23 protein-coding genes are annotated in these 25,858 nt (G+C 60.4%); 8 read left to right on the forward strand and 15 right to left on the reverse strand.

Features of this window, described 5'->3' with window-relative positions; all coding sequences use genetic code 11:
• Position 1 precedes the first annotated feature (1 nt).
• From PDR5_RS21330 to PDR5_RS21340, 3 genes are all read right to left on the reverse strand, one after another.
• A complete protein-coding gene (locus tag PDR5_RS21330; RefSeq protein WP_064598667.1) occupies positions 2–1,348 on the reverse strand; it encodes an ATP-binding protein in 1,347 nt (448 codons plus the stop codon).
• Entirely contained in the window at positions 1,345–2,022 is a 678-nt protein-coding gene (locus tag PDR5_RS21335) for a response regulator transcription factor (protein WP_007957754.1), read from the reverse strand. Before PDR5_RS21335 ends, PDR5_RS21330 begins: the two co-directional genes overlap by 4 nt.
• A gap of 151 nt (positions 2,023–2,173) precedes the next feature.
• Complete coding sequence (locus tag PDR5_RS21340; protein ID WP_064598671.1) at positions 2,174–2,779, reverse strand: hypothetical protein; 606 nt, start codon at positions 2,777–2,779, stop codon at positions 2,174–2,176.
• 142 nt (positions 2,780–2,921) lie between these two features.
• On the opposite strand from PDR5_RS21340, the gene PDR5_RS21345 reads away from it, so the two are divergent.
• Positions 2,922–3,713, forward strand: a complete 792-nt coding sequence (locus PDR5_RS21345) for a dienelactone hydrolase family protein (protein ID WP_064598673.1) — start codon at positions 2,922–2,924, stop codon at positions 3,711–3,713.
• Positions 3,714–3,880: 167 nt separating this feature from the next.
• On the forward strand, positions 3,881–4,606 hold the full coding sequence (locus PDR5_RS21350; RefSeq protein WP_064598675.1) for a 4'-phosphopantetheinyl transferase family protein: 726 nt from the start codon (positions 3,881–3,883) through the stop codon (positions 4,604–4,606).
• Positions 4,607–4,612: 6 nt separating this feature from the next.
• On the opposite strand, the gene PDR5_RS21355 is transcribed toward PDR5_RS21350, so the two are convergent.
• Together PDR5_RS21355 and PDR5_RS21360 are read right to left on the reverse strand one after the other, a co-directional pair.
• Positions 4,613–6,223 carry an ATP-binding protein gene (locus PDR5_RS21355; RefSeq protein ID WP_007957745.1) on the reverse strand — a complete coding sequence of 537 codons (1,611 nt, stop codon included), beginning with the start codon at positions 6,221–6,223 and terminating at the stop codon, positions 4,613–4,615.
• Positions 6,220–6,942 carry a response regulator gene (locus tag PDR5_RS21360; RefSeq protein ID WP_064598677.1) on the reverse strand — a complete coding sequence of 241 codons (723 nt, stop codon included), beginning with the start codon at positions 6,940–6,942 and terminating at the stop codon, positions 6,220–6,222. The genes PDR5_RS21355 and PDR5_RS21360 overlap by 4 nt, the downstream gene beginning before the upstream one ends.
• Before the next feature lie 736 nt (positions 6,943–7,678).
• On the opposite strand from PDR5_RS21360, the gene PDR5_RS21370 reads away from it, so the two are divergent.
• Entirely contained in the window at positions 7,679–10,573 is a 2,895-nt protein-coding gene (locus tag PDR5_RS21370) for a ribonucleoside-diphosphate reductase subunit alpha (protein ID WP_011335505.1), read from the forward strand.
• A 689-nt stretch (positions 10,574–11,262) separates the two neighbouring features.
• Here the strand turns inward: PDR5_RS21370 and flgE are convergent.
• The 6 genes from flgE to PDR5_RS21400 form a co-directional block, all read right to left on the reverse strand.
• The gene (flgE, locus tag PDR5_RS21375; protein ID WP_039772113.1) at positions 11,263–12,576 is read right to left on the reverse strand and encodes a flagellar hook protein FlgE; all 1,314 of its coding nucleotides are present in this window, start codon (positions 12,574–12,576) and stop codon (positions 11,263–11,265) included.
• Between the two features lie 30 nt (positions 12,577–12,606).
• Positions 12,607–13,335 carry a flagellar hook assembly protein FlgD gene (gene flgD, locus PDR5_RS21380; RefSeq protein ID WP_039772111.1) on the reverse strand — a complete coding sequence of 243 codons (729 nt, stop codon included), beginning with the start codon at positions 13,333–13,335 and terminating at the stop codon, positions 12,607–12,609.
• 15 nt (positions 13,336–13,350) lie between these two features.
• Complete coding sequence (gene flgC, locus PDR5_RS21385) at positions 13,351–13,794, reverse strand: flagellar basal body rod protein FlgC (RefSeq protein ID WP_007960329.1); 444 nt, start codon at positions 13,792–13,794, stop codon at positions 13,351–13,353.
• A 3-nt stretch (positions 13,795–13,797) separates the two neighbouring features.
• Positions 13,798–14,205, reverse strand: a complete 408-nt coding sequence (flgB, locus tag PDR5_RS21390) for a flagellar basal body rod protein FlgB (protein WP_007960328.1) — start codon at positions 14,203–14,205, stop codon at positions 13,798–13,800.
• Between the two features lie 237 nt (positions 14,206–14,442).
• A complete protein-coding gene (gene cheR, locus PDR5_RS21395) occupies positions 14,443–15,270 on the reverse strand; it encodes a protein-glutamate O-methyltransferase CheR (protein WP_007960327.1) in 828 nt (275 codons plus the stop codon).
• A gap of 47 nt (positions 15,271–15,317) precedes the next feature.
• Complete coding sequence (locus PDR5_RS21400; protein ID WP_011335509.1) at positions 15,318–16,250, reverse strand: chemotaxis protein CheV; 933 nt, start codon at positions 16,248–16,250, stop codon at positions 15,318–15,320.
• A gap of 82 nt (positions 16,251–16,332) precedes the next feature.
• Here PDR5_RS21400 and flgA point away from each other — a divergent pair, with 82 nt between their 5' ends.
• From flgA to PDR5_RS21420, 4 genes are all read left to right on the forward strand, one after another.
• Positions 16,333–17,094: a flagellar basal body P-ring formation chaperone FlgA gene (flgA, locus tag PDR5_RS21405; RefSeq protein WP_064598681.1), complete on the forward strand. Its 762-nt coding sequence runs from the start codon at positions 16,333–16,335 to the stop codon at positions 17,092–17,094.
• Positions 17,095–17,299: 205 nt separating this feature from the next.
• Positions 17,300–17,626: a flagellar biosynthesis anti-sigma factor FlgM gene (gene flgM / locus PDR5_RS21410; RefSeq protein ID WP_007960324.1), complete on the forward strand. Its 327-nt coding sequence runs from the start codon at positions 17,300–17,302 to the stop codon at positions 17,624–17,626.
• A 48-nt stretch (positions 17,627–17,674) separates the two neighbouring features.
• Positions 17,675–18,142, forward strand: a complete 468-nt coding sequence (locus PDR5_RS21415) for a flagella synthesis protein FlgN (protein ID WP_039772108.1) — start codon at positions 17,675–17,677, stop codon at positions 18,140–18,142.
• 95 nt (positions 18,143–18,237) lie between these two features.
• Positions 18,238–18,984 (forward strand): flagellar brake protein, encoded by a 747-nt coding sequence (locus PDR5_RS21420; protein ID WP_039772106.1) that lies wholly within the window; start codon positions 18,238–18,240, stop codon positions 18,982–18,984.
• Between the two features lie 59 nt (positions 18,985–19,043).
• On the opposite strand, the gene PDR5_RS21425 is transcribed toward PDR5_RS21420, so the two are convergent.
• The 4 genes from PDR5_RS21425 to PDR5_RS21440 all read right to left on the reverse strand — a co-directional run bounded on the left by PDR5_RS21425 (position 19,044) and on the right by PDR5_RS21440 (position 24,231).
• Positions 19,044–20,408, reverse strand: coding sequence for an MFS transporter (locus tag PDR5_RS21425; RefSeq protein ID WP_039772104.1), 1,365 nt, complete (start codon positions 20,406–20,408; stop codon positions 19,044–19,046).
• Between the two features lie 68 nt (positions 20,409–20,476).
• The gene (locus PDR5_RS21430; protein WP_172829545.1) at positions 20,477–21,718 is read right to left on the reverse strand and encodes a glutamine synthetase family protein; all 1,242 of its coding nucleotides are present in this window, start codon (positions 21,716–21,718) and stop codon (positions 20,477–20,479) included.
• Between the two features lie 219 nt (positions 21,719–21,937).
• A complete protein-coding gene (locus tag PDR5_RS21435; protein ID WP_064598685.1) occupies positions 21,938–22,630 on the reverse strand; it encodes a sensor histidine kinase in 693 nt (230 codons plus the stop codon).
• Complete coding sequence (locus PDR5_RS21440; protein ID WP_064598688.1) at positions 22,627–24,231, reverse strand: tetratricopeptide repeat-containing response regulator; 1,605 nt, start codon at positions 24,229–24,231, stop codon at positions 22,627–22,629. Before PDR5_RS21440 ends, PDR5_RS21435 begins: the two co-directional genes overlap by 4 nt.
• A gap of 215 nt (positions 24,232–24,446) precedes the next feature.
• Between PDR5_RS21440 and PDR5_RS21445 the strand changes: the two genes are divergently transcribed.
• On the forward strand, positions 24,447–25,817 hold the full coding sequence (locus PDR5_RS21445) for a lysozyme inhibitor LprI family protein (protein ID WP_064598690.1): 1,371 nt from the start codon (positions 24,447–24,449) through the stop codon (positions 25,815–25,817).
• The last annotated feature ends 41 nt before the right edge of the window (positions 25,818–25,858 follow it).

Genomic DNA, 25,858 nt, shown 5'->3' on the forward strand with positions numbered 1-25,858 from the left:
GTCACACCGCAGGAAAATGAATCCTGAACGCCGCCCCGCCCATCGGCGAATCCCCCAGGGTCAGCTTGGCGCTGTAGCTCTCGATGATGTCCTTGACCACTGCCAGCCCGATCCCCTGCCCCGGGTGCTGGCGGTCGAGGCGTTCGCCGCGTTCGAGTATCCGTGCGCGCTGATCCGGTGGTACGCCGGGGCCGTCGTCTTCGATGCACAGTTCGATTCCGGAATGGCTTTCGCGCACGCTGATGCGCACTTCGCTCAAACACAGGCGATAGGCGTTTTCCAGCAGGTTGCCCATCATCTCCAGCAAGGCGCCCTGCTCGATCGGCACGTAACAGTGCTCCGGCAGATCGAAGGCGACGCGCACGTGTTTGTCGCGGTAGACCTTGTCCAGCGTGTCGCACAGGCTTTGCAGCACCGGGCGCAGGCGCACCTGATGGCGTACCAGACCGCTTTTGCGCAGGCTGGCGCGTTGCAACTGGTAGCCGATCTGCTGGCTCATGCGTTCGATCTGGGTTTGCAGCACCCAGGCCTGGTCGCGGTCTTCGGGGCGCTGGGCCATGTCTTCGCTGACGCCCTGCAATACCGCCAACGGGGTTTTCAGGCTGTGGGCCAGGTCGTCGAGGGAGTCGCGGTAACGGCTGCGCTGCTGGCGTTCGCTGTGCAACAGGCGGTTGAGGGAGCCGGTCAGGCGCAGCAGTTCGCGCGGGTGTTGTTCACTGAGGCTTTCGAGGGTTCCGCCTTCGATTTCGTCAAGTTCCTGACTGAGCCGGCGCAAGGCTTTCAGGCCCCAGGTCAGGCCGATCCACAGCAGCGCGAGCAGCACCAGCAGCGCCGCGCCGAAACCGAGGTAGAGATTTTCCCGCAGGCCTTCGAGGGTGGTTTCGTATTCGCGCACCGGTTGCAGGGCCACGATACTGAAGGCCGCGCTTTTGCCGCCGAGCAGTTTGACTTCGACGTCGTAGACGAAGAATTCCTGACCGTTGGCCTCGCGGATCCGTGCGAACTCGTTGCCGAGGCCATCGTAGCGCGGCGTGTAGTTGATCTTCTCTTCCTGGGTGCCCTTCGAGCGCCAGACCAGATGCCCTTCGCGGTCATAGATGTAGCCGAGCAGGCGATTGTCCGTGAGGTTGAAGCGCTCGTCGGGCAACTGTGCCGGCATCATCAGGTGGTTGTTTTCAACCCGCGCGGCGGAGATCAGCGTGGTGACGTCGGACGCCAGTCGCTGCTCGATCGAGTCCTGCAGCGCCAGGCTGAACGCGCCCTGCATCGCCGGGAGCAACGCGAGCATGAACAGCACCGCCAGGGTGGTGGCGGCGAGCATCAGCCGGACGCGAAGGGAACGGATCAAGTGCAGCGCTCATTGAACAGGTAGCCGAGGCCACGCACGGTGTCGATCGGCTTGAACCCGGCCGGGCCTTCGAGCTTGCGACGCAGACGGCCGACCAGCACTTCGATCACGTTCGGATCGCGCTCGTCGTCATCCGGGTACAACTGCTCCATCAGCCGATCCTTGGGCACCACTTGCTGGTGATGGCGCATGAGGTATTCGAGGATCCGGTATTCGTAGGCGGTCAGCGCCAGCGGTTGCTCGTCGAGGGTCGCCTGTTTGCGATTGAGGTCCAGCAACAGCGGGCCGGCGACGATGGTCGACTGGGTGAAACCGCTGGAGCGGCGCAGCAACGCATTGAGCCGCGCTTCGAGCTCTTCGAACTGGAACGGCTTGACCACGTAATCGTCAGCGCCGGCGGCCAGGCCTTCGACCTTGTCCTGCCAGTTGCCGCGCGCGGTGAGGATCAGGATCGGAAAGGTCTTGCCGCCCGAGCGCAACTGGCGGATCAGGTCGAGCCCGCCCATGCCCGGCAGGCCGAGGTCGATCACCGCCAGGTCAAAGTTGAATTGCCCGGTCTGGTACAACGCCTCTTCGGCGTTGGCCACGGACTCGACCACGTGACCGCTCTCCGTCAGGCGGGTTTGCAGGTGATGGCGCAACAGCGCTTCATCTTCGACGACCAACAGTTTCATAACCTTCTCCCGGGTAAAACGAAATCTCCAGACAACCAATTGTGGGAGCTAGCCTGCTAGCGATTGCGATTTGACAGCCGACCATGATGTCGACTGTCAGGACGCTATCGCTAGCAGGCTAGCTCCCACAGGGGCCAGGGCAAGCCGCGCTTTAGAAAGCGTAGTTGGCCGACAGGTAAGTCTGGGCGCTGCTGGTCAAGTCCAGCGAGCCTTGCTTGCTGCCGCCGCTCTCTTTCATCTCGGTGCTGGCGTTGCTGCGCAGGTAACGGTAACCGAGTTCGACCGAGGTGTTCTGCGAGACTTGCTGCAGCACACCGAACTGACCGCCGACGGCGTAACCGATGTCGCTGTCACGGCTGTAGCCTGGCGAATCCTGGGTCAGCTTGGTCAGACCCGCCGTGGCACCGCCGAACAGCTTGGTGCTGCCGCCCACCGGGTAGAACAGATCGTAGCTGCCCAGCAGGTTTTCCTGGCGCAGTTTAATGCCATTGTGCGAGCCCGACACGTTGTCGTACGTGGCGTAGTAGCGACCCTGGCTGTTTTGCTGACCCAGACGCAGGCCGTAGGTGTTGTTGCCGTCGATGGCCGCAGTGGCGTCCGGGTGGCCGAGGTTGTCGTTCAGGGCGTTGGATTTCTTGATCTTGTCGCTGGTCTGGCCAAAGGTCAGGCCGGCGAAGTTGCTGGTGGTGTCGGCGTGGGCCGCGATACTGGCGCTCATTACGGTAAAAGCCAGCAGCAGTTTATTTAAACGAGTCATGGAGTTTCCTCTTTCACAGTGCTGTTTGGGTATGGCGCAAGGTTACTGAGCCTCCCCTGTACCGCCCCTGAACGCTCTCTGAACCTCGCCTGAATGAAATGAACTAGGCTGTTTTGACCCCTTATTGTCCGGAGACCCGATCATGCGCCTGCTATTGACCCTCGCCCTTCTCGCCTTAAGCAGCCTCAGCCAGGCTGCGATCAAGACCGAGGAAATCCCCTATCAGAGCGCCGACGGCACGAAGCTGATCGGTTACTACGCCTACGACGACGCGATCAAGGGCCCGCGCCCCGGCGTGGTGGTGGTGCATGAATGGTGGGGACTGAACGACTACGCCAAGCGCCGCGCCCGGGATCTGGCCGGGCTTGGTTACAGCGCGCTGGCCATCGACATGTACGGTGAGGGCAAGAACACCGAGCACCCGAAAGACGCGATGGCGTTCATGCAAGCGGCCACGCAAAACGCCGATGCCGCCAGCAAGCGCTTTCAGGCCGGGCTGGATCTGTTGAAGAAACAGCCGCAGACCGACAAGAATAAAGTCGCCGCCATCGGTTACTGCTTCGGCGGTGGCGTGGTGCTGAATGCGGCGCGTCAGGGTGTGCCGCTGGCCGGCGTGGTGAGTTTCCACGGCGCGCTGGCCACCAAGACCCCGGCTGCGCCTGGCAGCGTGAAGGCGAAAATTCTCGTCGAGCATGGCGCGCTGGACAGCATGGTCACCCCGGACAACGTCGCGGCGTTCAAGTCGGAAATGGACAAGGCCGGCGCCGACTACAAGTTCGTCAGTCTCGACGGCGCCAAGCACGGCTTCAGCAATCCCGACGCGGATCGCCTGAGCCACGGCGATCACGGTGGCCCGGATATCGGCTACAACAAGGCCGCCGATGAAAAATCCTGGGCGGACATGCAGGCGTTCTTCAAGAAAATCTTTGGCTGAACCCCTGTTGCTGATCGTTCCCACGCTCTGCGTGGGAATGCATACAGTGACGCTCCGCGTCACACGGCGAAGGGACGCGGAGCGTCCCGGGCGGCATTCTCACGCGGAGCGTGGGAACGATCATGTCGGCACTATCCAGCCCGAAGACAACCCGGCAAAATGCCGACATGACTGCCAGCCCTTTCCTCCCCGCCTGCTGCACCCCGCTCGATGCCCATTGGCCGCTGCCGACGGTGTTGCCCGACACCGTGCTGCTGACCACCCATTTCGACCCGTCGCAACTGCTCGGCGATGACTTCCGCCGCAGCGCCATCGAGCCGCCGCCGAGCATTCAGCGTTCGGTGGCCAAGCGGCAGGCGGAATTCCTCGCCGGGCGGATTTGCGCCCGGGCCGCGTTGCAGCAATTGGAAGGCTCAAGCACTGTTCCGGCGATCGGCGAGGACCGTGCACCGGTGTGGCCGGCGCACATCTGCGGCTCGATCACCCACAGCACCGGCCGTGCGGCGGCGATTGTCGCCAACAAACAGCACTGGCGCGGGCTGGGCATGGACCTGGAAAACCTGCTCAACGCCGAACGCGCCGAACGACTGGCCGGAGAGATCCTGACCCCGCCGGAAATGCAGCGCATGGCCGCCGGCTCCCGAGATCAGATTGCGTTGTGGGTGACCCTGACCTTCTCGGTGAAAGAAAGCCTGTTCAAGGCGCTGTACCCGATCGTGCAGCAGCGCTTCTACTTCGAACACGCCGAAGTGCTGGAGTGGAATGAACAGGGTCAGGTGCGGCTGCGGTTGCTGACGGATCTGTCCTGTGAATGGCGCAACGGTACGGAGCTTGATGCGCAATTCGGCGTGCAGGACGGCCAGTTGCTGAGTCTGGTCAGCATCCAGGCGTAGGCGGCTTCAGCGCCGCTCCTGATTCCTCGGCCAGCTCAGGCTGAAGCACGCTCCGCCCAGACTCTTGCTCTTGCCAATCAGCGCCCGCCCGTCGTGCCAGTGGATGATCCGCCGCACGATCGACAGGCCCAGCCCGTGTCCGCCGGACGCCCGGGTGCGGCTGTCGTCCAGGCGCAGGAACGGCGTGAAGATTTTCTCCCAGGCGGTTTCCGGCACACCGGGGCCGTCGTCCTCGACATCCACCCGGCAGCGCATCTGCCCGACCTGATAACTGACCGTGACCTTCGAGCGTGCATGGCGCATGGCGTTGCTCACCAGGTTCTGCAAGGCGCGGTGCAGGTAACGCGGCTCGGCCTCGACCCAGGCGTCATCGCAATCCGCTGCTGACAGGCACAGACCGCGCTGCACCGTGACCTCGGCGCGCAGAGGCGCCAGCTCTTCGATCACCTGATTGACCAGCGCATCCAGGTCAATGCGCTGGAAGGTCAGCGCCGGCGAGCCCTGCTCCAGCCGGGCGTACGTGAGCATTTCGTCGACCAGTTTGTCGAGATCTTCGATGTCGTGGTCCATGCCCTCGCGGTATTTTTCCAGCGCCTGCGGGGTGGTGGCCGAGCCGATCATCTCCAGACCGAAACGCAGGCGCGCCACCGGCGTGCGCAATTCGTGGGACACCGCGCGCACCAGTTCACGCTGAATGGCGAGCAACTGCTGCAAGTGCTCGGCCATGCCGTTGAACGCCGCCGCCAGTTTGCCCACCGAGTCGGCACCCCGGGCCGGCACCCGGGTTTCCAGGCTGCCTTTGGCGATGCGCGTAGCGGCAGCTTCGAGTCCGCGCAAACGCCGTTCAAGCTGACGCACCAATAAATAGACGATCAGGCCGATCAGAGTCAGGCCAAGGGCGGCGATCAGCACCAGCCATTCCGGCGGGTACGGGTTCATCTGATACAGCGGCCCGATTTCCAGCACCCACGGCGTGCCGACCATACCGGCGAACACCCGGATCGAATCGCCACCCTTGCCCAGCGCCATCACCGTATCGCCTTCGGACACCCGACGGCTCTGGTCTTCGTCCATGTCCGCGTCGCTGACCGTGACCAGCCGCAAATCGAAGCCGAAGCCTTTGTCTTCTTTCAACTGCGCCAGTCGTTTGGGCTGCTCGCCCACCGGTACACGCACCAGTTCATCGGCCAACAGGTAAATGGTCGCCCGGGCCAGTTGCTCGCTGATCTGCTGCACCTCGCCCACCAGCACCAGTTGATCCTTGTCGCTGACCAGCCGATAGACCTTGGCCGCGTGTGGGCCGGTCTGTTCGACCAGCGCCTGGCCGCGCTGCACCCGGGTGCGCTGAGTCAGGTCGAGGTCGGTCTGGGCAAAGGTTTTCAGCGCCAGCGGAATCCCGAGCAGTCGCTCCCACACCAGCAAGGCGCGATGGCGCTCGGTCTCGTTCATCGGTTGCAGGTTGTCGGCCATCAGCGAAAACGTGCCGTGGGCCAGACGCTCGCGATACTGCTCGCTGCGCACCTGATTGAGCAGGTGCAGCGCAAGCACGCCGAGCACCGCCACCAGAATCAGCGCCGCGCACATGCCGCCATAGATGCGCAGGAAGATCGAATTCACAGCGGCAGGTCTGCGCAGGCTTCCGGCACGAACAGATAGCCTTTGCTGCGGATGGTCTTGATCAGGCGCGGATGGTCGGGGTCGTCGCCGATCTTCGGGCGGATGCGCGAAATGCGCACATCGATCGAACGGTCCTGGCCGTCGTAGCCAATGCCGCGCAGTGCGGTGAAAATTTCTTCTCGGGACAGGATGCGTCCGGCGTTGGACACCAGCAGCCAGAGCAGATCGAATTCGGCGCTGGTCAGTTCGATGCCACTGTCGCTGAGCCAGGCTTCGCGCAACGCGTTGTCCACCACCAGCGGGCCGAATTGCAACCGACGCGGATTGCCTGCCGATGGCTCCGGTGTGTCACTGCGTCGCAACAATGCCTGGATGCGTGCCAGCAACAGCCGCGGGCGCACCGGTTTGCACACGTAATCGTCGGCACCGAGGTCGAGACCGAGGATCTGGTCGGCGTCGTCAGTGCGCGCGGTGAGCATCAGGATCGGCCCGTCGTAGCGGTCACGGACCTTGCGGCAGATGCTCAGGCCGTCTTCGCCGGGGAGCATCAGGTCGAGGATTACCAGATCCGGTTGCTCCTTGATGATCCGCGCCGCCGCCAGTGCGCCGTTGCCTTCGATCTCCACGCGCAATCCGTTGGCTTGCAGGTATTCACGGGTCAGTTCGGCCAGACGCTGGTCATCCTCGACGATCAATACCTGCCAGGCTTCTTGCTCCACGAGTGACCTCTGCTTGCCGATGCTGCTTATAAAGGAAGGATCCTCCCGTCTTTTTGTCATCTTTAAGGAGGATAAGAATGCGTGCGCATGGGCCGATTGTATAAACGGCGAACAACCAGAACACAAGTCGGTAAATGCGTTCGGACAAGGCGGATTTTTGTGATAGGGTTCGCGCCCTCAAAATTCCGCCGCGGCATTTTTTTGCGGTGAAAAACAGTGACAGACGGTCTAGCTCAGCAGGTTCGCGGCCTACACGGGAATTCCTGGTTTCTTACACAATTTACGCACAGGTTTATCCACAGCTCGTACGTTGCAAGCCCCCTCGAAACGCATTATCTTGTAGCACGGCGCGAGGACAGACCCTACATATAGGGTTTTCCATTCCAGAGCCCAACCACATTTCGGACCTGAAACTCAAGTGCTTTATTGCCAGTTTCCGGTTGAACCAAGCAAGTTTTTCAAAGCCCAAACCGCACTTGCGGATGGCACCGTTTTTCAGGTTGGCAACGACCGGAACGGTACGGGTGTTGCAGTCATTACTGTCACCCTGGAAGTAATCCGGCTCGAGCCTTGGCTCGTGGCCGAAAACTTCGGCAAGGATGCGGCGTCATTAGCCTTTTTCCTACTGGTCCGAAGTTGTTATGCCCGACGCCCGTCGGTTGTAGTGCTTCGGACCAGAACGGTGAGCACCATGATGGTGCCCAAACAAACATAGAGAATGTGGAGATCACCCCCCATGCAAACCGACACAACTCGCGAGAACCCGCAGGGCACCTTGCCGCAGGCCGCCGATTCGAATTCGGATCTGGCTGCCACCGCGCCTGGTCAACTGCGCGTGATCAAGCGTAATGGCACTGTCGTTCCTTACACCGATGACAAGATCACCGTCGCTATCACCAAAGCGTTCCTCGCAGTTGAGGGCGGCACCGCTGCCGCTTCGTCGCGAATCCACGACACCGTTGCCCGCCTGACCGAACAGGTCACCGCGACCTTCAAGCGTCGCATGCCGTCGGGCGGCACCATCCACATCGAAGAAATCCAGGACCAGGTCGAACTGGCCCTGATGCGTGCCGGCGAGCAGAAAGTGGCTCGCGACTACGTGATCTACCGTGACGCCCGTTCCAAGGAACGCGCCACCCGCACCACCGCCGAAGCACCGGTACAGGCGCACCCGTCGATCCGCATCACCCGCGCCGACGGCAGCCTCGCGCCGCTGGACATGGGCCGCCTGAACACCATCGTCACCGAAGCCTGCGAAGGCCTGGCCGAAGTCGACGGCGACCTGATCCAGCGCGAAACCCTGAAGAACCTGTACGACGGCGTGGCCCTGAACGACGTCAACACCGCGCTGGTGATGACCGCGCGTACCCTGGTCGAGCGCGAGCCGAACTACTCGTTCGTGACCGCCCGCCTGCTGATGGACACCCTGCGTGCCGAAGGCCTGGGCTTCCTGGGCGTGGCCGAGAGCGCCACTCACCACGAAATGGCCGACCTGTACGCCAAGGCACTGCCGGCCTACGTCGCCAAAGGTATCGAGTTCGAACTGCTGAACCCTGTGCTGGCCTCCTTCGACCTGGAAAAACTGGGCAAGGCGATCAACCACGAGCGCGACCAGCAATTCACCTACCTGGGCCTGCAGACCCTGTACGACCGTTACTTCATCCACAAGGATGGCGTGCGTTTCGAACTGCCGCAGATCTTCTTCATGCGCGTGGCCATGGGCCTGGCGATCGAAGAGAAGCAGAAAGAAGACCGTGCGATCGAGTTCTACAACCTGCTGTCCTCGTTCGACTACATGGCTTCGACCCCGACCCTGTTCAACGCCGGCACCCTGCGTCCACAGCTGTCGAGCTGCTACCTGACCACCGTGCCGGATGACCTGTCGGGCATCTACCACGCGATCCACGACAACGCCATGCTGTCGAAATTCGCCGGCGGCCTGGGCAACGACTGGACCCCGGTTCGTGCGCTGGGCTCGTACATCAAGGGCACCAACGGCAAGTCGCAGGGCGTGGTTCCGTTCCTGAAAGTGGTGAACGACACCGCCGTCGCCGTTAACCAGGGTGGCAAGCGCAAAGGCGCTGTCTGTGCCTACCTGGAAACCTGGCACATGGACATCGAAGAGTTCATCGAGCTGCGCAAGAACACCGGTGATGACCGTCGTCGTACCCACGACATGAACACCGCCAACTGGATCCCTGACCTGTTCATGAAGCGCGTCTTCGATGACGGCAAGTGGACCCTGTTCTCGCCGTCCGAAGTACCGGACCTGCACGACCTGACCGGCAAGGCCTTCGAAGAGCGCTACGAGTACTACGAAGCCCTGACCGAATACCCGGGCAAGATCAAGCTGTTCAAGACCATCCAGGCCAAAGACCTGTGGCGCAAGATGCTGTCGATGCTGTTCGAAACCGGCCACCCATGGCTGACTTTCAAGGATCCGTGCAACCTGCGCAGCCCGCAGCAGCACGTCGGCGTGGTTCACAGCTCGAACCTGTGCACCGAGATCACCTTGAACACCAACAAGGACGAGATCGCGGTCTGCAACCTGGGCTCCATCAACCTGCCGAACCACATCGTCGACGGCAAGCTGGACACCGCCAAGCTCAAGCGCACCATCGACGTCGCCGTGCGCATGCTCGACAACGTGATCGACATCAACTACTACTCGGTACCGCAGGCGAAGAACTCCAACTTCCGTCACCGTCCGGTCGGCCTGGGCATCATGGGCTTCCAGGACGCGCTGTACCTGCAGCACATCCCTTACGGTTCCGACGCTGCCGTCGAGTTCGCCGACAAGTCGATGGAAGCGGTCAGCTACTACGCGATCCAGGCTTCCTGCGATCTGGCCGACGAGCGCGGCTCGTACGAGACGTTCCAGGGTTCGCTGTGGTCCAAAGGCGTACTGCCGCTGGATTCGCAACAGATCCTGATCGAAGCACGTGGCCAGAAGTACATCGACGTCGACCTGACCGAGTCCCTGGACTGGGCACCGGTTCGCGCCCGTGTGCAGAAAGGCATCCGTAACTCGAATATCATGGCCATTGCACCGACCGCAACCATCGCCAACATCACCGGCGTCTCGCAGTCGATCGAACCGACCTACCAGAACCTGTATGTGAAATCGAACCTCTCGGGCGAATTCACCGTGATCAACCCGTACCTGGTTCGCGACCTGAAGGCTCGCGGCCTGTGGGACTCGGTCATGATCAACGACCTGAAGTACTACGACGGTTCGGTTCAGCAGATCGAGCGCATCCCGCAAGAACTCAAAGAGCTCTACGCGACAGCGTTCGAAGTGGACACCAAGTGGATCGTTGACGCCGCCAGCCGTCGTCAGAAGTGGATCGACCAGGCCCAGTCGCTGAACCTGTACATCGCCGGCGCATCGGGCAAGAAGCTGGACGTGACCTACCGCATGGCCTGGTACCGTGGTCTGAAAACCACCTACTACCTCCGTGCCCTGGCCGCGACCAGCACCGAGAAGTCGACCATCAACACCGGCAAGCTGAACGCTGTATCCAGCGGCGGCAACCACGGCGACGACTCGGTCCTGGCAGCCCCTGCCGGCCCGGCTCCAGTACCGAAGGCTTGCGCCATCGACGAGCCGGATTGCGAAGCTTGCCAATAAGCTGAGCCGAATCGGGCGTTGCGAAACGCCTGATCCGAGAAACCCCCGACAGACTTCTGGTTTGTCGGGGGTTTTCTTTTGCCCGCGCAAAAAGCAAAAGCAAAAGCCCCCTCACCCTAACCCTCTCCCGGAGGGAGAGGGAACTGACCGAGGGGTTTGGGAGAGATACGCCGACGTGAAATACCGAGTTGAACTTGGGTTTAAAAAAGCATGCAACTCGACTCCTGCTGCTTCTTCGGCTTTGGCTTTGGCTTTGGCTTCCCACCACTCAACACGATGAGCGTTAGCTCGAGTACCGCTTTTGACGTGCCGGCCCCATCGGAAGGCTGAGTGGAGGGATTTATCCGGGGGTGGGAGCGCAGCGACCGTGCGGCGCAGCCGCATGCATCGAGAGGAGGTGCAGCGAAGCAAACCGTAGGCGATGCCCCCGGATGAATCCCGTAACGAAGGAACACCGAGCCAAAGCGAGGTGCCGAACGCCGGGGCCCAGCGTTTTGGTTACTTTGGGCTGGGCCGGCATTCCGGCGTTTGCAAAAGTGACTCGCTGTAAAAGCGAAACCGCCAGCGGCAGCACCCGAAGCAACGGATATTCACCCAATCAACCAAAGCATGGTCGTCCACCTGGACGCCACAGCAGACAAAAAAAGCCCCTCAAAAAGAGGGGCTCCTTAACCAGCCAAAACCCAGAATCAGGTCATCTGAATAATGGTCTGCATGATAGTGCTCTGAGTCGAAATGGTCTTGGCATTCGCCTGATAGTTACTCTGACCCTTGATCAGATCAACCAGCTCATTGGTCAGGTTAACGTTCGACTCCTCCAGCGAGTTCGAAACCACCGAACCCAGCGTACCGGTCTCCGGCGCATCGTAGCCCGGAATACCCGAAGCGAAAGTCTCTTTCCAGCTGGTACCACCGATCGGCTGCAGGCCCTGCTCGTTGGTGAAGCTCGCCAGCGCAACCTGGCCGATGGCCTTGCTCTGGTTGTTGCTGAAGTTGGCGAACAGCGTACCGGTACCGTCGATGGTCAGGTTGGTGATCTGGCCAGTGGCGTAACCATCCTGAGTCGGGATCGAACGCGCGGTGTCAGCGTTGTATTGAGTGGTCTTGGCCATCGAAATGGTAATGCCGGCCGGGTTAGCCGAAGCACCGTTGGCCGTCCACACACCGTTGGTGACAGTGCCCGGTACCCAGCCAGTGAGTTTCAGGTCGCTGCTGATCACGGCAGGAGGAGTGCTGACCTGAGTCAGCTTGCCAGTGGAGTCAAAGGTCATGGTCGATGCGACAGGCGCAGTGACTTTCGGATCGCTGCCGGTAGCATCCGGGTTGCGACCGTCCACCAGGGTGTAGACCTTCCAGGTGTTGGCGCCGGTCTTCACCATGTACTGATCCATGACATGGGAGTTGCCCTGGCTGTCATAGATCGGAGTGCTGAACGACTTGGTGTAGGTCGCGAGGTTGGTCGGGTCGAACTTGCCGGCCGCTACTGTGTCGTCGATCACCGGAGCGGTCGAGTTCAGGTTGATGGTCGAGGTCACCAGCGAGGTGGACTTCGGCGCCAGGTTCGAGGTGTCGATCTTCAGATCGGTCAACACGCCGTTGATGATCTTGCCGTTGGAGTCCACACCGTAACCTTGCAGACGCGAGGTGTAGTCGGTGTTGGTGATGAAGCCGTCCTTGTCGACCTTGAACGTACCGGCACGGGTGTAGGAGATCGAACCGTTGTTGCTCAGGGTGAAGAAGCCCGAACCATTGATCCCCATATCCAGCACGTTGCCGGTGTTGTTGATGTCGCCTTGGGTGAACTGCTGGGAAACGTTGGCCAGACGCACGCCGTTACCAATGACCTTGCTGCCGCTGCCCAGGCGAGTCGCCGAGTAGACGTCTTCGAATTCTGCGCGGGACGATTTGAAACCGGCGGTCGCGACGTTGGCGATGTTGTTGCCGGTCACGTCCAGTTGCTTGTTGGCTGCATAGAGACCGCTAAGGCCGATATTGAAAGACATATTCCACTCCTTTGTGCCGGTTAGTCGGCTCTATATACCAATGGTTTGTACTTTGGACAGGGCGACGGTGCCCTTGCCGGACAGGTTGAGCATCAGCTCGCCGCCGGTCTGGCTGATCGTCACGCTGGTGACCGTGGCTGGCAGGTAGGTCGCCAAATCGGTCGCGGTGCCGTTGATCGAGGCGTTGGCCTTGACGGTGTAGGTACCGGTTTTCACCAGGTTGCCGTCCTTGTCCTTGCCGTCCCAGGTGAAGCTTGCATCGCCTGCGGCGCGACTGCCCAGATCGATGGTGCGAACGGTGGCGCCGCTGCTGTCGGTGATGGTGACGGTACCGCCGGCAATCGACGACGGAACGGTGACCGAACCGGTCATGCCTTTGCTCGGATCGTCCAACTGAACCGTGTTGGTCTGCACAATCACATTGCGACCCACCAGCGACGACGCCTGCAGGGCTTGCGACGAGTTGTAGTTGCCGGCCAGCGAACTGACGGTGCTGTTGAGGGTGGTGATCCCCTCGAGGCTGCTGAACTGCGCGAGCTGGGCAACGAATGCGCTGTTGTCCTGCGGGTCGAGCGGGTTCTGGTTCTTCAGCTGAGTCACCAGCAGTTGCAGGAACGCGTCCTTGCCCAGGGCCTGGCCGCCGGTCGAGCTGTTGGTGGCCGAAGCGATGCCGCCGGTGGTCGTGCTACTGGTCTTCTTCGAAGAGTTGGCCAGTATGTCGTTCATCGTCAGGCTGCTGGTGGTATCGGTAACACTCATGGCAGTCGCCCCTTATTACTGACCGAGGGTCAGTACCTTCTGCATCATGGTTTTGGCGGTGTTCATCATTTCGGCGTTGGTCTGGAACGACCGGCTCGCGGAAATCATGTCAGCCATTTCTTCCACCACGTTGACGTTCGGGTAGTAGACGTAGCCTTTGGCGTCGGCCGCCGGATGGTTCGGCTCGTAGCGCGCTTCGAGGTTGCTCTGGTCTTCGACCACGCCCATGACCTGCACGCCCTGGCCCGCAGCATCCTGGTTCTGGAACAGCGAATTGCTGCCGCCGCTCTGGCCGCCCTGGAACATGGTGGCGAACACCGGGTGACGGGCGCGATAAGTCTGGTCGATGCTCGACGAGACGGTCTCGGCGTTGGCGATGTTCGAAGCCACGGTATTGAGACGGGTGGTCTGGGCGCTCATGCCGCTGCCGGCAATGTTGAAAACGCTGGACAGGGACATGGATTACTCTCCGCGCAGGGCTGAGACCAGCCCTTTGAATTTGCTGTTGAGCAGGGTGAAGCTGGCCTGGAAGCCGACGGCGTTTTCCGCGTAGTTCGACTGTTCCAGTTGGGCGTCCACGGTGTTCTGGTCGATCGACGGCTGCATCGGCGTGCGATACATCAGCGACTCGTCGCCATTGCCCAGACCTTCAGCTTCGATGTGACGGCTGTTGGTCATGTTCAGGGCGATGGTGCCGTTGGCGTTCTTCTGGCTCTGTGCTTCGAGCACTTTGGAGAACTCCAGATCCCGCGCCTTGTAATTCGGGGTGTCGGCGTTGGCGATGTTGTTGGCCAGCACTTCGGCACGCTGGGCGCGGAAGCCCAGAGCCTTTTCGTGAATGCCGAGCGCTTTATCGAAGCTGATGCTCATGTCGGGAACCTTCAGGTGACCGGATTTTTCGTAACTGGGTTATAGCAAGCGGCGTGCCAGTTTGAGAAAGCCCCGGATTACGGGGCTTTGCATGCAATCGGCAACACGGCAATGCCAGAAAAGCGGCAACCGGTTTCCGCCGGATGCCGCTTTTCTGCCGCCTGCCACCGGCAAAAACCTTCAGGCATAAAAAAACGGGAGCCCCTGAGGACTCCCGTTTTTTGTGTCGCCAGTGTTTCACTTCGCCTGGTAGATGATCCCCGGGCTGCACTGAACCATCTGGTAATGATCCGGCAGACCGTTCAGCGCTTCGGAAGCGCCAAGGAACAGATAACCGCCCGGCTTCAGCGTGCTGTGGATGCGCAACAGGATGTCCTTCTTCACCTCGGCGGAGAAGTAGATCAGCACGTTGCGGCAGAACACGATGTCGAACTTGCCAAGGCTTGCGTAGCTGTCGAGCAGGTTGAACGAGCGGAATTCCACCCGGTTCTTGATCGGCGCCTTGATCACCCAGCGCCCCGGCCCTTTCGGGTCGAAGTAGCGCTGCAGACGATCGGCGGACAAGCCGCGGCCAATCGCCAGGCTGTCGTACTCGCCGGTCTTGCAGTTGGTCAGCATGCTGCCGGACAGATCAGTGGCGACGATCTGCACGCCCATCTTCAACTGGCCGATGTTGGTCCGCTCGAACTCGTCGATCGACATCGACAGCGAGTAGGGTTCCTGACCCGACGAGCAGGCCGCCGACCAGATCCGCAGACGCTGGTTGGGAGCGGCCTTGATCGCTTCGGGCAGCACCTTGTTCTTCAAGACTTCAAACGGATAGGTGTCGCGAAACCACAGGGTTTCGTTGGTCGTCATGGCATCGACCACCTGCTCGCGCAAACCGCTGCGCGGCTGGGTCTGGATGCGCTGAACCAGCTCACCCAGGGACTTGATGCCTTGCTGCTCCATCAGTTTGTTGAGACGGCTCGACACCAGATACTGCTTGTTTTCACCGAGCAAAATGCCACAGGCTTTTTCCAGGAAGACCCGGAACTGTTCGAAATCCAAATTACCCGTAGACAAATGATGCCGCCTCTTAAATCGTGTTGAACGCCGAGGGCAGAAGGCCCTTAGCTGATGTCTGCTGCTTTGATCCGGTCGACTACCCGGGATGCCAGGTCATCAGGACGGAATTTGGCCAGGAAGTCATCGGCACCGACTTTCTTGACCATCGCCTGATTGAACACACCCGACAACGAAGTATGCAGGATGATATGAAGCTTTTGCATGCGAGGGTCGCTGCGAATCTCGGCCGTCAGGGTATACCCGTCCATCTCCGGCATTTCGATGTCGGAGATCATCATCAGGAACTCTTCTTCCGGCTTCTTGCCCTCGTCGACCAGCTTGCGCAGGTAATCCAGCGCCTGCCTGCCGTCGTTCAACGCCACCACTTCGACACCGACCGTCTGCAGGCAACGCGTCACCTGCTTGCGCGCCACCGACGAGTCATCGACCGTCAGCACCCGCAGCGACAACGCCTTGCTCTGGGTCTCGACATCCACCACGCCGACCGAAATCGCTTCCGGGGTCGGCGCAACTTCCGCCAGCACCTTCTCGACGTCGATGATTTCGACTAACTGATTGTCGACCCGAGTCACAGCGGTCAGGTAGTGATCGCGTCCGGTGCCCTTGGGCGGCGGATGAATCTCTTCCCAGTTCATGTTCACGATACGTTCCACCGAGCGCACCAGGAAACCCTGGGTCTTGGTGTTGTATTCCGTGATGATCACAAACGGACTGTTCTTGTCTTTCAACGCACCGGAGCCGGTCGCCATCGCCAGATCAAGGATCGGAATGGTCGCCCCCCGGATATTCGCCACCCCGCACACGACAGGACTGGACTTGGGCATCAGCGTCAGTTGCGGGCACTGCAGCACTTCCCGAACCTTGAACACGTTGATCCCGTAGAGCTGCTGGCCGTCGAGACGGAACAACAACAGCTCCAGGCGATTCTGCCCCACCAGTTGCGTGCGCTGGTTCACCGAATCCATTACACCAGCCATGCCCAGACTCCTACACCAACGCCAAGTGTTGTTGCGACGCACATTCATTGCTAAACGGCACGGCGCTTGCTTTTTAACTCGTATGAACGCTCAAACGACATTTTTCCGACGCCTGACATCTCCCCTCCGCAGAGGGCTTTGCGCGATGTCCGCCGTTTGCCTGTCTTTCGCTGGCAGCCCTGCCGTTGCTGATGCGGTTACCATGCCTGACATGCTTATCGGCGTCACTCAGGGCTTTCTTGAATTCACCGTAGAAGACTATCTGGCCACCAGTCAAACGGAAGGCCGATATGAAATCGAGGTCAACCAGCTCGATCCACGCATGCGCATGCCTATGTGCGACAAGGAATTGACAGCGACACTGGAGAGTCCGGCACGTCCACTGGGCCGTGTCACGGTCAAGGTCCGCTGCGAAGGCGCCTCCCCCTGGACGGTGTTCGTGCCCGCTCAAGTCCGCCTGTTTCGCGAGATTGTCACCACCACCCGGCCACTCAAGCGCGCCGGCATCATCGAGCCGCAGGACGTGACCTTGCGCGAGCGCGACGTCAGCACGATCAATCAGGGTTTCCTGACGTCGGTGGATGAAGCCATCGGCCAGAAATTGACCCGACCAACGGTAGCCGATCAAGTCATTACCCTGGTGCATCTGGAACAGGCGGAAGTGGTTCGCAAGGGCGATCAAGTGGTGATCACCGCCCGCAGCGGCACCCTCGCCGTGCGGATGCCGGGCGAAGCGCTGGCCAACGGCGGCCTGAAAGAACAGATTCGAGTGAAGAACCTCAACTCCCAGCGGGTCATCAAGGCGCAGGTTGTGGCGCCCGGCCAGGTGGAAGTAGCGATGTAAGCGGCGAGTGAGCGGCAGGATGAACGGATATTTGAAAAGCCCCTGAGCGTTTGGCAGAAAACTGGCGCTGACCAGAGCTGTTCCCTAAACTGTGCCGCAGCAGGACCTGCAACGGCGCATGCAAGCTCATTGCTAAATGGGCCTAAAGTTTTCCAGGGGATGGCCGAGAACATGGCAAGCGTCCAAATTCCCAGAGGTTTTTAACATGGTCATCGATTTCAGCCGTTTGAACAGCTCCTCGTCACTTACGGGCAGTACACGTACCAGCAACGCCAAGGAAACCGCCGAAACCGGCACCTCCGCGCCGCTGAATACCCCGGCCGAACAGGCCAGTACCGCAAAAAGCGGGGAATCGGTACACCTCAGCAATGAGGCTCAACAGTTGCAGAAGGTCACTGACAAGCTGCGTGATCAGCCTGCCGTCGACAAGGCCCGCGTGGCCGAGTTGAAAGCAGCGATTGCCGATGGCAGCTACAAGGTCGACAGCAACCGTGTAGCCAGCAAACTGCTCAATTTCGAAGCCCAGCGCTAGGCCTCGGTCAGCGCCAGGCTTTTGGACGCTTAAAACCCAAGGCCAGCCATGCACGACACTAATTTATTGCAACTGATCATCGACGACTTTGCTCCAGCTCAACAATTGCTGGAGTTACTGCAAACCGAGTCCCTCGCCTTGCACGGTCGCGACATGCCTCTGCTGGAAGAAATTCTGGCGAACAAGCAGGCATTGATCATTCTGCTCGAACAGCATGGCCGCAAGCGCAGCGAAATCCTCGCCAGTCTCAATCTGTCGCTCGACCGCGCCGGCCTGGAACAACTGGCCAGCCAGTCGAGTATCGGCGACCAGTTGCTCAGCCAGAGCGATGTCCTGACCGATCTGATCGCCCAGTGCCAGGCAGCCAATGCCAGGAATGGCCAGTCGATCATCATGCAACAGGCCGCCACGGCCAATCAGCTGAAAATCCTCACCGGCGGCGAGCCACCCGCGCTCTACGATGCCAGTGGCACCTTCTCCAAACTGCAGAAACCGCGCGCGCTCAGCCAGGCGTGATGCTTTCTTCTATGCTTGCGCCCTATCAACGTGCGAAACATGCTGGCAAAATACTGGCCAGTCATAGTCAAATTTTGTCTGGAGATTGATTCAACGTGTCCAACGTCCTCAGCGCGGATGATGCTCCGCAGCCCCCAAAGGTGCTCACTACACCTCTGGAAATCTCCAGCAACCTGCGCCAGCTGCAAGAAAGCCATGATCCTCTGATCATCACCTTCCACGAGCGCAGCCAGCGCTTCCAGAGCTACCTGATCAAGGTTGACCGGGAAACCGCCACGATTGCCCTGGACGAAATGATCCCGCGCGATGGCGAACGCTTCCTGCTCGCCGGTGAGCCGTTCAAGGTCGAAGGTTTTCATGACGGCGTGCGCATTGCCTGGGAATGCAACGGCACGCTGAACATCGAAGAATCCAGTGGCGATCGTTTCTACACTGGCGACCTGCCCACCGAAGTGGTTTATCACCAGCGCCGCAATGCGTTCCGCGCCGCTTTGAAGCTGACCGACCTGGTCAGCGTCGAACTGGGCGGCGAAAAGCTCAAGTCGCCTATCGGCGGCAAACTGCTGGATATCTCCGCCACCGGCTGCAAACTGCGCTTCGAAGGCGACATCACCGACCGCCTGCAACTGGGCCAGGTTTATGATCGCCTGATCGCCGCGCCGCTGTTCGGCAACCAGCCGACTTCGGTCGAGCTGCGTTACCTGCACTTCGAAGAAAAACTCAACATCACCTTCGCCGGCCTGCGCTTTCACAACATCAGCGGCCCGGCGGCGCGCAACGTCGAGCGTTTCGTTTATCAACTGCAACGCGAAGCGCGTCGGTTCGATAAAGACGACCTCTGATCGGCAGGCATGAAAAAACGGGCAGTCACTGCGGTGACTGCCCGTTTTTTATGCCTGAATCACGGCCTGGCGGGGCTGATGTCCGGCCCTTCGCCTTCGATTGTCGAGTCGGTTGACGCGACAGGTTCTGGCTCGGGTTCAGGTTCAGGCTCCGGAGCGACCGTATTCTGCATCTGCTCCTGCACCACCTGCTCGTCAACCCGCGGGTCCAGCGCTGCCACCAACGGCGAACTGGACATGCTGTCCGGCATCGCCACGTGATGCAGCGGTGCATCGTCGACCTGGTGCAGATTGGTCACGGCTTTCGGCCGGATCCGCCACACCAGCACCAGCGCGAAAAAGGTGAAGAACGCATACAGGCTCTGCGGCCCGAACAGCTTCATCAGCACCCCGGCCGCCAGCGGGCCGATACTCGCACCCACGCCGTAAGTCACCAGCAACATTGCCGTCAGCGACACCCGGCGCTCGCCTTCGACGTGGTCGTTGGAGAACGCCACCGCCAACGGGTACAGGCAAAACTGCACCAGCGAGCAGAGGAAGCCGACCACGAACAGCACCTCCAGCGGCACCTGCGGCAGAATCGCCAGTGGCAACGAAGCAACCGCGAGGAACAGCGCGAAACAGCGGATCAACAGCGCCCGGTCATAGCGGTCGGACAACCAGCCCAGCGGCCACTGCACCACCAGCCCGGCAAAAATGCAGCTACCCATGAACAGACCGACCTGTTCGGTGGACAGCCCCTGCTGCGAGGCATACAGCGGCGCCAGACCGTAGAACGAACCGATGATCAGCCCCGCCCCGAGCACCGTACTCAGCGACTGCGGCACGCGCTTGATAAAGAAGCGCGGCTCCATCGGCGCCGGATGCAGCGGCGCCGGGTGAATCCGCCGGGTCAGTGCCACCGGCACCAGACACAGGGCGAAGCACAGCGCGACCAGCATCAACAGTTCCAGACCAAGGCCCGGGTGCATGACCAGAATCAGCTGACCGAGCACCAGCCCCAGGTACGACGCGATCATGTAGCCGCTGAACACCAGACCGCGCTGGTTGGCGTCGGCCTGCTCGTTCAGCCAGCTCTCGATGACCATGTACTGGCACATCATGCCGAGGCCGACGATGGTCCGCAGCACCAGCCAGGCCGGCAGCCAGTCCACCAGCCCATGACCGAGCACCGCCGCGCCGACAATCCCGGCACACGCCGAGTAGGCGCGGATATGCCCGACCCGGGCAATCAGGCGGTGACCGATCTTGCCGCCCAGCACCAGACCGAAATAGTTGGCCGCCATCAACGCACCGACCCACAACCCGTCGACATGGTCGGCAGCCAGACGCAAAGCCAGATAAGTAGATAGAAGGCCCGAGCCGATCAACATCATCAGCGAGGCGAAATACAGCGCTCGAAAGGATTTCCAGATTTGGCGCATCGGCGTTCCGAGCGGCTCCTTGCAGTAAGTATCGGGCTATCAAACGATAGCCCGACGGCGACATTTCGTCAGGCCTGGGCTGCTAGAACACGGCGTTCCCAGGGAGTGATTTCATCAAAGAAACTGGTCAACTCCATGGTCTTCGAAGCGATGTAGCCTTCGATGAACTCCGTGCCGAACAGTTCCTTTGCAAGCTGGCTGCGTTTCAGACGTTCGAGCGCCGCGTGCAAGGTACACGGCAGCGAAAGATTGTCCGGCACTTCGAACTCGCCCTGAATCGCTTCGCTTGGTTCGAGTTCATGCTCGATGCCGTACAAGCCGGCGGCCAGGCTTGCGGCAATCGCCAGATACGGGTTGGCATCGGCGCCCGGCAAGCGGTTCTCGACCCGACGGGCAACCGGCGAACTGGCCGGGATGCGCAGGCCGGCGGCACGGTTGTCGTGGGACCAGCAGGCGTTGTTCGGCGATGCAAACGGATGGCACAGGCGCTGGTAGGAATTGACGTTCGGCGCAAACAGCGCGGTGAAATCAGCCATGCCCGCCTGCTGCCCGCCGATGAAGTGGCGGAACATTGCAGTCGGCTGACCGTCCGCATCGCTGAACACATTTTTGCCGCTGCCGATCTCGACGATGCTCTGATGAATGTGCATCGAACTGCCCGGCGTGTGCGCCAGCGGCTTGGCCATGCACACCACGGTCAGGCCGTGCTTGAGCGCGACTTCCTTGAGCAGGTGCTTGAACAGGAAGGTCTGGTCGGCCAGCAGCAGCGGATCGCCGTGCAGCAGGTTGATCTCGAACTGGCTGACGCCCATTTCGTGCATGAAGGTGTCGCGTGGCAGGCCCAGAGCCGCCATGCATTTATAGACTTCACTGAAGAACGGTCGCAGACCGTTGTTGGAACTGACGCTGAACGCCGAATGACCGTCCTCGCGACGACCGTCGAGACCGACTGGCGGCTGGAACGGTTGGGTCGGGTCGGTGTTCGGAGCGAACACAAAAAATTCGAGTTCGGTCGCCACCACCGGCGCCAGACCGAGGGCTGCGTAGCGGGCAATGACCTTCTTGAGCTGGCCACGGGTCGACAGGTTGGAGCTTTCGCCGGTCAACTCGTCGGCATCACAGATTGCGAAGGCCCGCGGCTCTTCGCTCCATGGCAACGGATGGATCTGCGCAGGATCGGCCACCAGCGCCAGATCGCCGTCATCGCTGCCATAGAATTTCGCGGCAGGATAACCGCCCATGATGCATTGCAGCAGCACCCCCCGGGCCAACTGCAGACGCCGCCCTTCGAGGAAGCCCTCGGCGGTCATTACCTTGCCCCGTGGCACGCCGTTCAAATCCGGCGTGACACATTCAATCTCATCAATGCCCGTCAATCGCTGCGCGAGTGAACGCTGGCCATCGGTTGTCATGACGCAATCCTTGTTATTGTGCGAGCCGCGAACGGCGACCCGGACAAAATAGGCTTCGGCTGTTCGGAATATCAAGCAGCAGCCAACAAAAAGAATTCCGGTCGATGAATCGGTGATTCAGGGCAGGTAAATACTGAACACGCCGCCGCCCAACGGGCCGCCATTGCGGATCTCGGTCCGGCCGCCAACACCGTTGCGCTGATGCAGCGCGGCGATGCGTCCGGCGAAGTACAGACCAAGGCCGGTGCTGCCACTGCTGTGGTTGATACCCTGCACGTAATCGGACTGACGCTCGAGCATTTCGGCCGGGTAACCGTCGCCGTCATCGTTGATGCTCAGCACCAGTTGCCCCGCCTCATCGCTGACGGTGATCAGCAGCGATTCGCGGGCGTAGCGGATCGCATTGTTGATGCAGTTGCCCAGCACCGAGGCGATCAGCTCACGATCGAAGAAGCCCAGGGGACTGAGCGGATCGACTTCGTAAGTGGCGAGGATTCCACGACTGGCGAACACTTCCTGATGCGCCGCCAGTTGCGCCTCGATGAAGTCGTCCAGCTCGTGATAAGCCGGCTGCAACGGCATCTGATTGACCCCGAGCTTGTACAGCCCGAGCAGCTGCACCAGCATGCCGTTGAGGTGGGCGAACTCGAAGTCGATCACGCCCTGCTCCGGCCCCTGGCGCTGCGCTTCGGGCAAGCGTGCCAGCCATTGGCTGTGGGCCTGCATCAGCATCGCCAGGGAGTTCTTCATGTCGTGCACGGTGGAGGCGATCACCGTGGAAAAATCCAGTGCCTGCTCGTCTTGGTTCATTCGCCAAACGCCTTGCTTTTCAGCTTCTGATAACGCGGATAACGCGCGTCGGTATCGGGCATCATGCCCACCAGTTTCAGGCAGGCCCGACATTCTTCCAGCTCCGCCGACGGCACATTGGTGTCGGTGCCGTGCAGCAGCGACTGGGCCATGTTCAGCGCAATACTGATGTTCTTCGGTTGCATCTTCAGCGCCTTGCGGAACACCTCGCGGGCCTCCACCAGGTTGCCGGTCTTGTACACGCGCACGCCCTGCCGGTTGAGGTCGGCGGCAGCGTTGCTGGAGCTGAGAATAGTCGGGTCGTCAGTGAGCTTGGCGATGTCTTTCATCACCGTCGGGTCATCGCCGTAGATTTCCGCGCAGCTCTTGAGCATCGACGTACCCGCCTCGGCCTGACCGAGCATCTGCAATTGCTTGGCCACCAGCAACGCGGCCTCGGGGCTCATGAACTGCTCCATGCCGTCCAGGCGCATCAGCGCTTGTTCGGTGAGTTTTTCGGCGGTCTCGGCATCGTTGAGCAACAGGCTCGTGGCCTTCATCAGCCGCGCACGAATCTGCAGGCCCGGATCGGTCGGGTTTTCCTTGGCCACGGCACTGAGGGTGGTGTTGATCTCCAGACGCGTACGGGTGTCGAGCCCGCGTTCGCTGCCCTTGCTGATCAAGGCATGCGCCAGGCCCAGATTGCTTTCCGGATCCTTGAACCGCGATTGCGCGCCCTGATTCACCGCCTGGCGATAAGCCCGGGAAGCGGTGTCGAAATCTTCGTTGGCCATCGCCAGCTTGCCCAGCAACGCCTGACGGCGCACCGCCAGCGGCGACAGGCGAATCGCCTCCTCCAGCACTTGCTGCGCGCCTTTGGTATCGCCTTCGGCGACCAGCACGTCAGCCATGCCGTCATACAGCGCCGGCATCATCGGGAAGACCTTCAGGGCTTTTTCATAAACGCCCTTGGCCTGACTGACCTGCCCACGCTTGAACAGCAACTTGCCTAACCCGGCAAACGCCCACGGCAACGGCCGGTCAGCGATGATGCTGTCGTAAAGGCGCTCGAGCGCTTCGTTCTGGTTCATGTCGCGCAACGCATCGGCGCGATAGCGCAGGCACAGCGGCGAATAGCGGATGTCCTGTTTGCACAGGGCGATGCAGGCGTTGAGCACTTCCATCGGTTTGCCACGGTCGAGGGCTTGCAGAATCGGCTTGAGCAGGGTCTTGCGCTGCTCCAGACGCTCCAGCCGCTGAGCCAGGCCAGAGCGGTTGAACGGCTTGGTCAGGTACGCGTCCGGTTCGTGCTCCAGGGCACTGAGCACCATCGCCTGACTGGTCTCGGCCGTGACCATCACGAACACCGCTTCGTGGCTGATCAGCTTCTCCATCATCAGGTCTTCCAGCACCTGCTGACCGTTCTTCTTGCCGTCACCGAGGTGGAAGTCCTGGAGGATGAAATCGTAGGACTTCTGCGCACACATTTTCAGCGCCTGCTCACCCGTGTCGGCGGTGTCCACATCCTTGACGCCCAACTCGCGCAACATCGAACGCACGGAACTGCGGAAATCCGAGAAATCATCGACGATCAGAAAACTCTTTTGGTGATACGACAGCATCGAGGATTTCCAGGCAATTGAAGAAGATGGACCATTTCCAGGCGCGCAGATGATAGCTGCCGGCCAAATGCTATCAAGCGATTTCGCGCGACTCTGTAGTCACCCAACGGGTTATCGGCCGGATCAGTGGTTCTCTTGAAGCGGGGGTTCAAGATTCGTTGCGCAAGGATTACCCTGCGCGGCGGTTCTCACCTTCCAATGGCAAAGGATTCATCGTGTACATCAAGGGACGCTACATCGTATCGGCCTGTGCGTTGCTGTTTTTTCAGCAGGCACTGGCGAGCGGAATGGACTGCACAAAGGCGGCGAGTGTTGTGGAGCAGGCGATTTGCGCGGACAAGCCGCTATATGAGCTAGATGTGCAGATGGGGGCCGCTTACCGTAGGTTGATGAAAGCTGCCCCGGAGCAGGCCGAAGTGAAAAAGGCTCAGCGTCAGTGGCTCAGGGAGCGTGATAGATGTGGCGAGGAGGTCAGTTGCCTGAGCCAGCGTTATCAGGATCGTTTGCAGGTCTTGCACGCGCAGTGGATCGACGCGGTGGCCTACAAACCGGACGAGATCGATAAACAGGTCATGGAGGATCTGCAGCAGCGGGTTCGGGAGATGAGCAAGGAGAGTCCGGAGTTTGCGCTGGAGCGGGCGCTGAATTCTCTGACCCTTGGCTACGTCGGCAGCTCGTTTTCAGCCGAGCTGGATGAGGATGAGCAACCGCTCTTCCCCACGACCATCCCCAAAGATGTCACGCAAGACGAGTGGAAAGCACTGCAAGCATCCGACATCAAGGGAGCCGCAGAGTCCGGCCAAACCTCGTACACCCTGATGGATCTGGATGGTGACGGCCAGCGCGACCTCATTGTGGAAACCTACGCTGGCGGCACCGGGATGTTTCATTACACGGAAACCTGGCGTCGGGGCGACAGCAGATTTATCAGGAGAACGGCTGAGATTTCCCCTCAGAACAGTAACGACAGCGTCCTTTTCTATACCAATGACCGCGGTGCCAATCAATCCGCGTACCTGATTGGTGCTCGCGGAAAAATCTATTTCGCCTACCGAAACGGCAGCTACGGCGAAGATCAGGTCTATCTGCTCAATCCCCTGAAGATAAACCGGGAGGCGCCAACGGTCAGCGTACGCTATGACTACCAACTGACCGTTCCACACACTCAGCACATCGAGGACAGCGATAAAGCCTACGAACTGGAACCGTCCCTGCAGAAGGTTCTAGCCCAGGCGGTGGCCGGCATGAATGCAAATCCAGGGATGACGGGACAGCAGAAAACACCACTCTGCCCCATCCCTCCATCCGCCAAGGACACTGAGGAGTACTACGGCTATGGCGCGAGTTATTACGCGATCGAACCTGTCGCCGATTTCCCCGTAGTCATTGGTGATGATTGTTATGTCGCACGACTGATCAACTGGTTCGGTACCTACGACGAAAAAAGCGGTCTGCCTGCGTTACTGTTGATGCGCAAACCCGAGTCCGAAGATCCGCAGCGCAGTTATTCAGCGAACGGGCGCCGGCACATCACGCAGGTCAGCACGTCAGTGGGCAAAACCGAAGGCGGAGCTGATAATTTCTAAAGCTTCGCGCCTTTCGAAATACAAAAAAGCCCCACCAGATT

Origin of the sequence: Pseudomonas sp. DR 5-09, assembly GCF_001655595.1 — a bacterium.
GTDB lineage: Bacteria > Pseudomonadota > Gammaproteobacteria > Pseudomonadales > Pseudomonadaceae > Aquipseudomonas > Aquipseudomonas pharyngis.

What these genes read in the sequence shown, in the direction of transcription:
- PDR5_RS21430 (WP_172829545.1), bottom strand. Translation starts at nt 21,718, where the DNA reads ATGACCGCCGAGGGCTTCCTCGAAGGGCGGCGTCTGCAGTTGGCCCGG.
- PDR5_RS21335 (WP_007957754.1), bottom strand. Translation starts at nt 2,022, where the DNA reads ATGAAACTGTTGGTCGTCGAAGATGAAGCGCTGTTGCGCCATCACCTG.
- PDR5_RS21425 (WP_039772104.1), bottom strand. Translation starts at nt 20,408, where the DNA reads ATGCGCCAAATCTGGAAATCCTTTCGAGCGCTGTATTTCGCCTCGCTG.
- flgB (WP_007960328.1), bottom strand. Translation starts at nt 14,205, where the DNA reads ATGAGCATCAGCTTCGATAAAGCGCTCGGCATTCACGAAAAGGCTCTG.
- flgD (WP_039772111.1), bottom strand. Translation starts at nt 13,335, where the DNA reads ATGAGTGTTACCGATACCACCAGCAGCCTGACGATGAACGACATACTG.
- PDR5_RS21340 (WP_064598671.1), bottom strand. Translation starts at nt 2,779, where the DNA reads ATGACTCGTTTAAATAAACTGCTGCTGGCTTTTACCGTAATGAGCGCC.
- PDR5_RS21345 (WP_064598673.1), top strand. Translation starts at nt 2,922, where the DNA reads ATGCGCCTGCTATTGACCCTCGCCCTTCTCGCCTTAAGCAGCCTCAGC.
- PDR5_RS21400 (WP_011335509.1), bottom strand. Translation starts at nt 16,250, where the DNA reads ATGGCTGGTGTAATGGATTCGGTGAACCAGCGCACGCAACTGGTGGGG.
- flgE (WP_039772113.1), bottom strand. Translation starts at nt 12,576, where the DNA reads ATGTCTTTCAATATCGGCCTTAGCGGTCTCTATGCAGCCAACAAGCAA.
- flgA (WP_064598681.1), top strand. Translation starts at nt 16,333, where the DNA reads ATGAACGCTCAAACGACATTTTTCCGACGCCTGACATCTCCCCTCCGC.
- PDR5_RS21435 (WP_064598685.1), bottom strand. Translation starts at nt 22,630, where the DNA reads ATGAACCAAGACGAGCAGGCACTGGATTTTTCCACGGTGATCGCCTCC.
- flgC (WP_007960329.1), bottom strand. Translation starts at nt 13,794, where the DNA reads ATGTCCCTGTCCAGCGTTTTCAACATTGCCGGCAGCGGCATGAGCGCC.
- PDR5_RS21415 (WP_039772108.1), top strand. Translation starts at nt 17,675, where the DNA reads ATGCACGACACTAATTTATTGCAACTGATCATCGACGACTTTGCTCCA.
- flgM (WP_007960324.1), top strand. Translation starts at nt 17,300, where the DNA reads ATGGTCATCGATTTCAGCCGTTTGAACAGCTCCTCGTCACTTACGGGC.
- PDR5_RS21370 (WP_011335505.1), top strand. Translation starts at nt 7,679, where the DNA reads ATGCAAACCGACACAACTCGCGAGAACCCGCAGGGCACCTTGCCGCAG.
- PDR5_RS21350 (WP_064598675.1), top strand. Translation starts at nt 3,881, where the DNA reads ATGACTGCCAGCCCTTTCCTCCCCGCCTGCTGCACCCCGCTCGATGCC.
- PDR5_RS21440 (WP_064598688.1), bottom strand. Translation starts at nt 24,231, where the DNA reads ATGCTGTCGTATCACCAAAAGAGTTTTCTGATCGTCGATGATTTCTCG.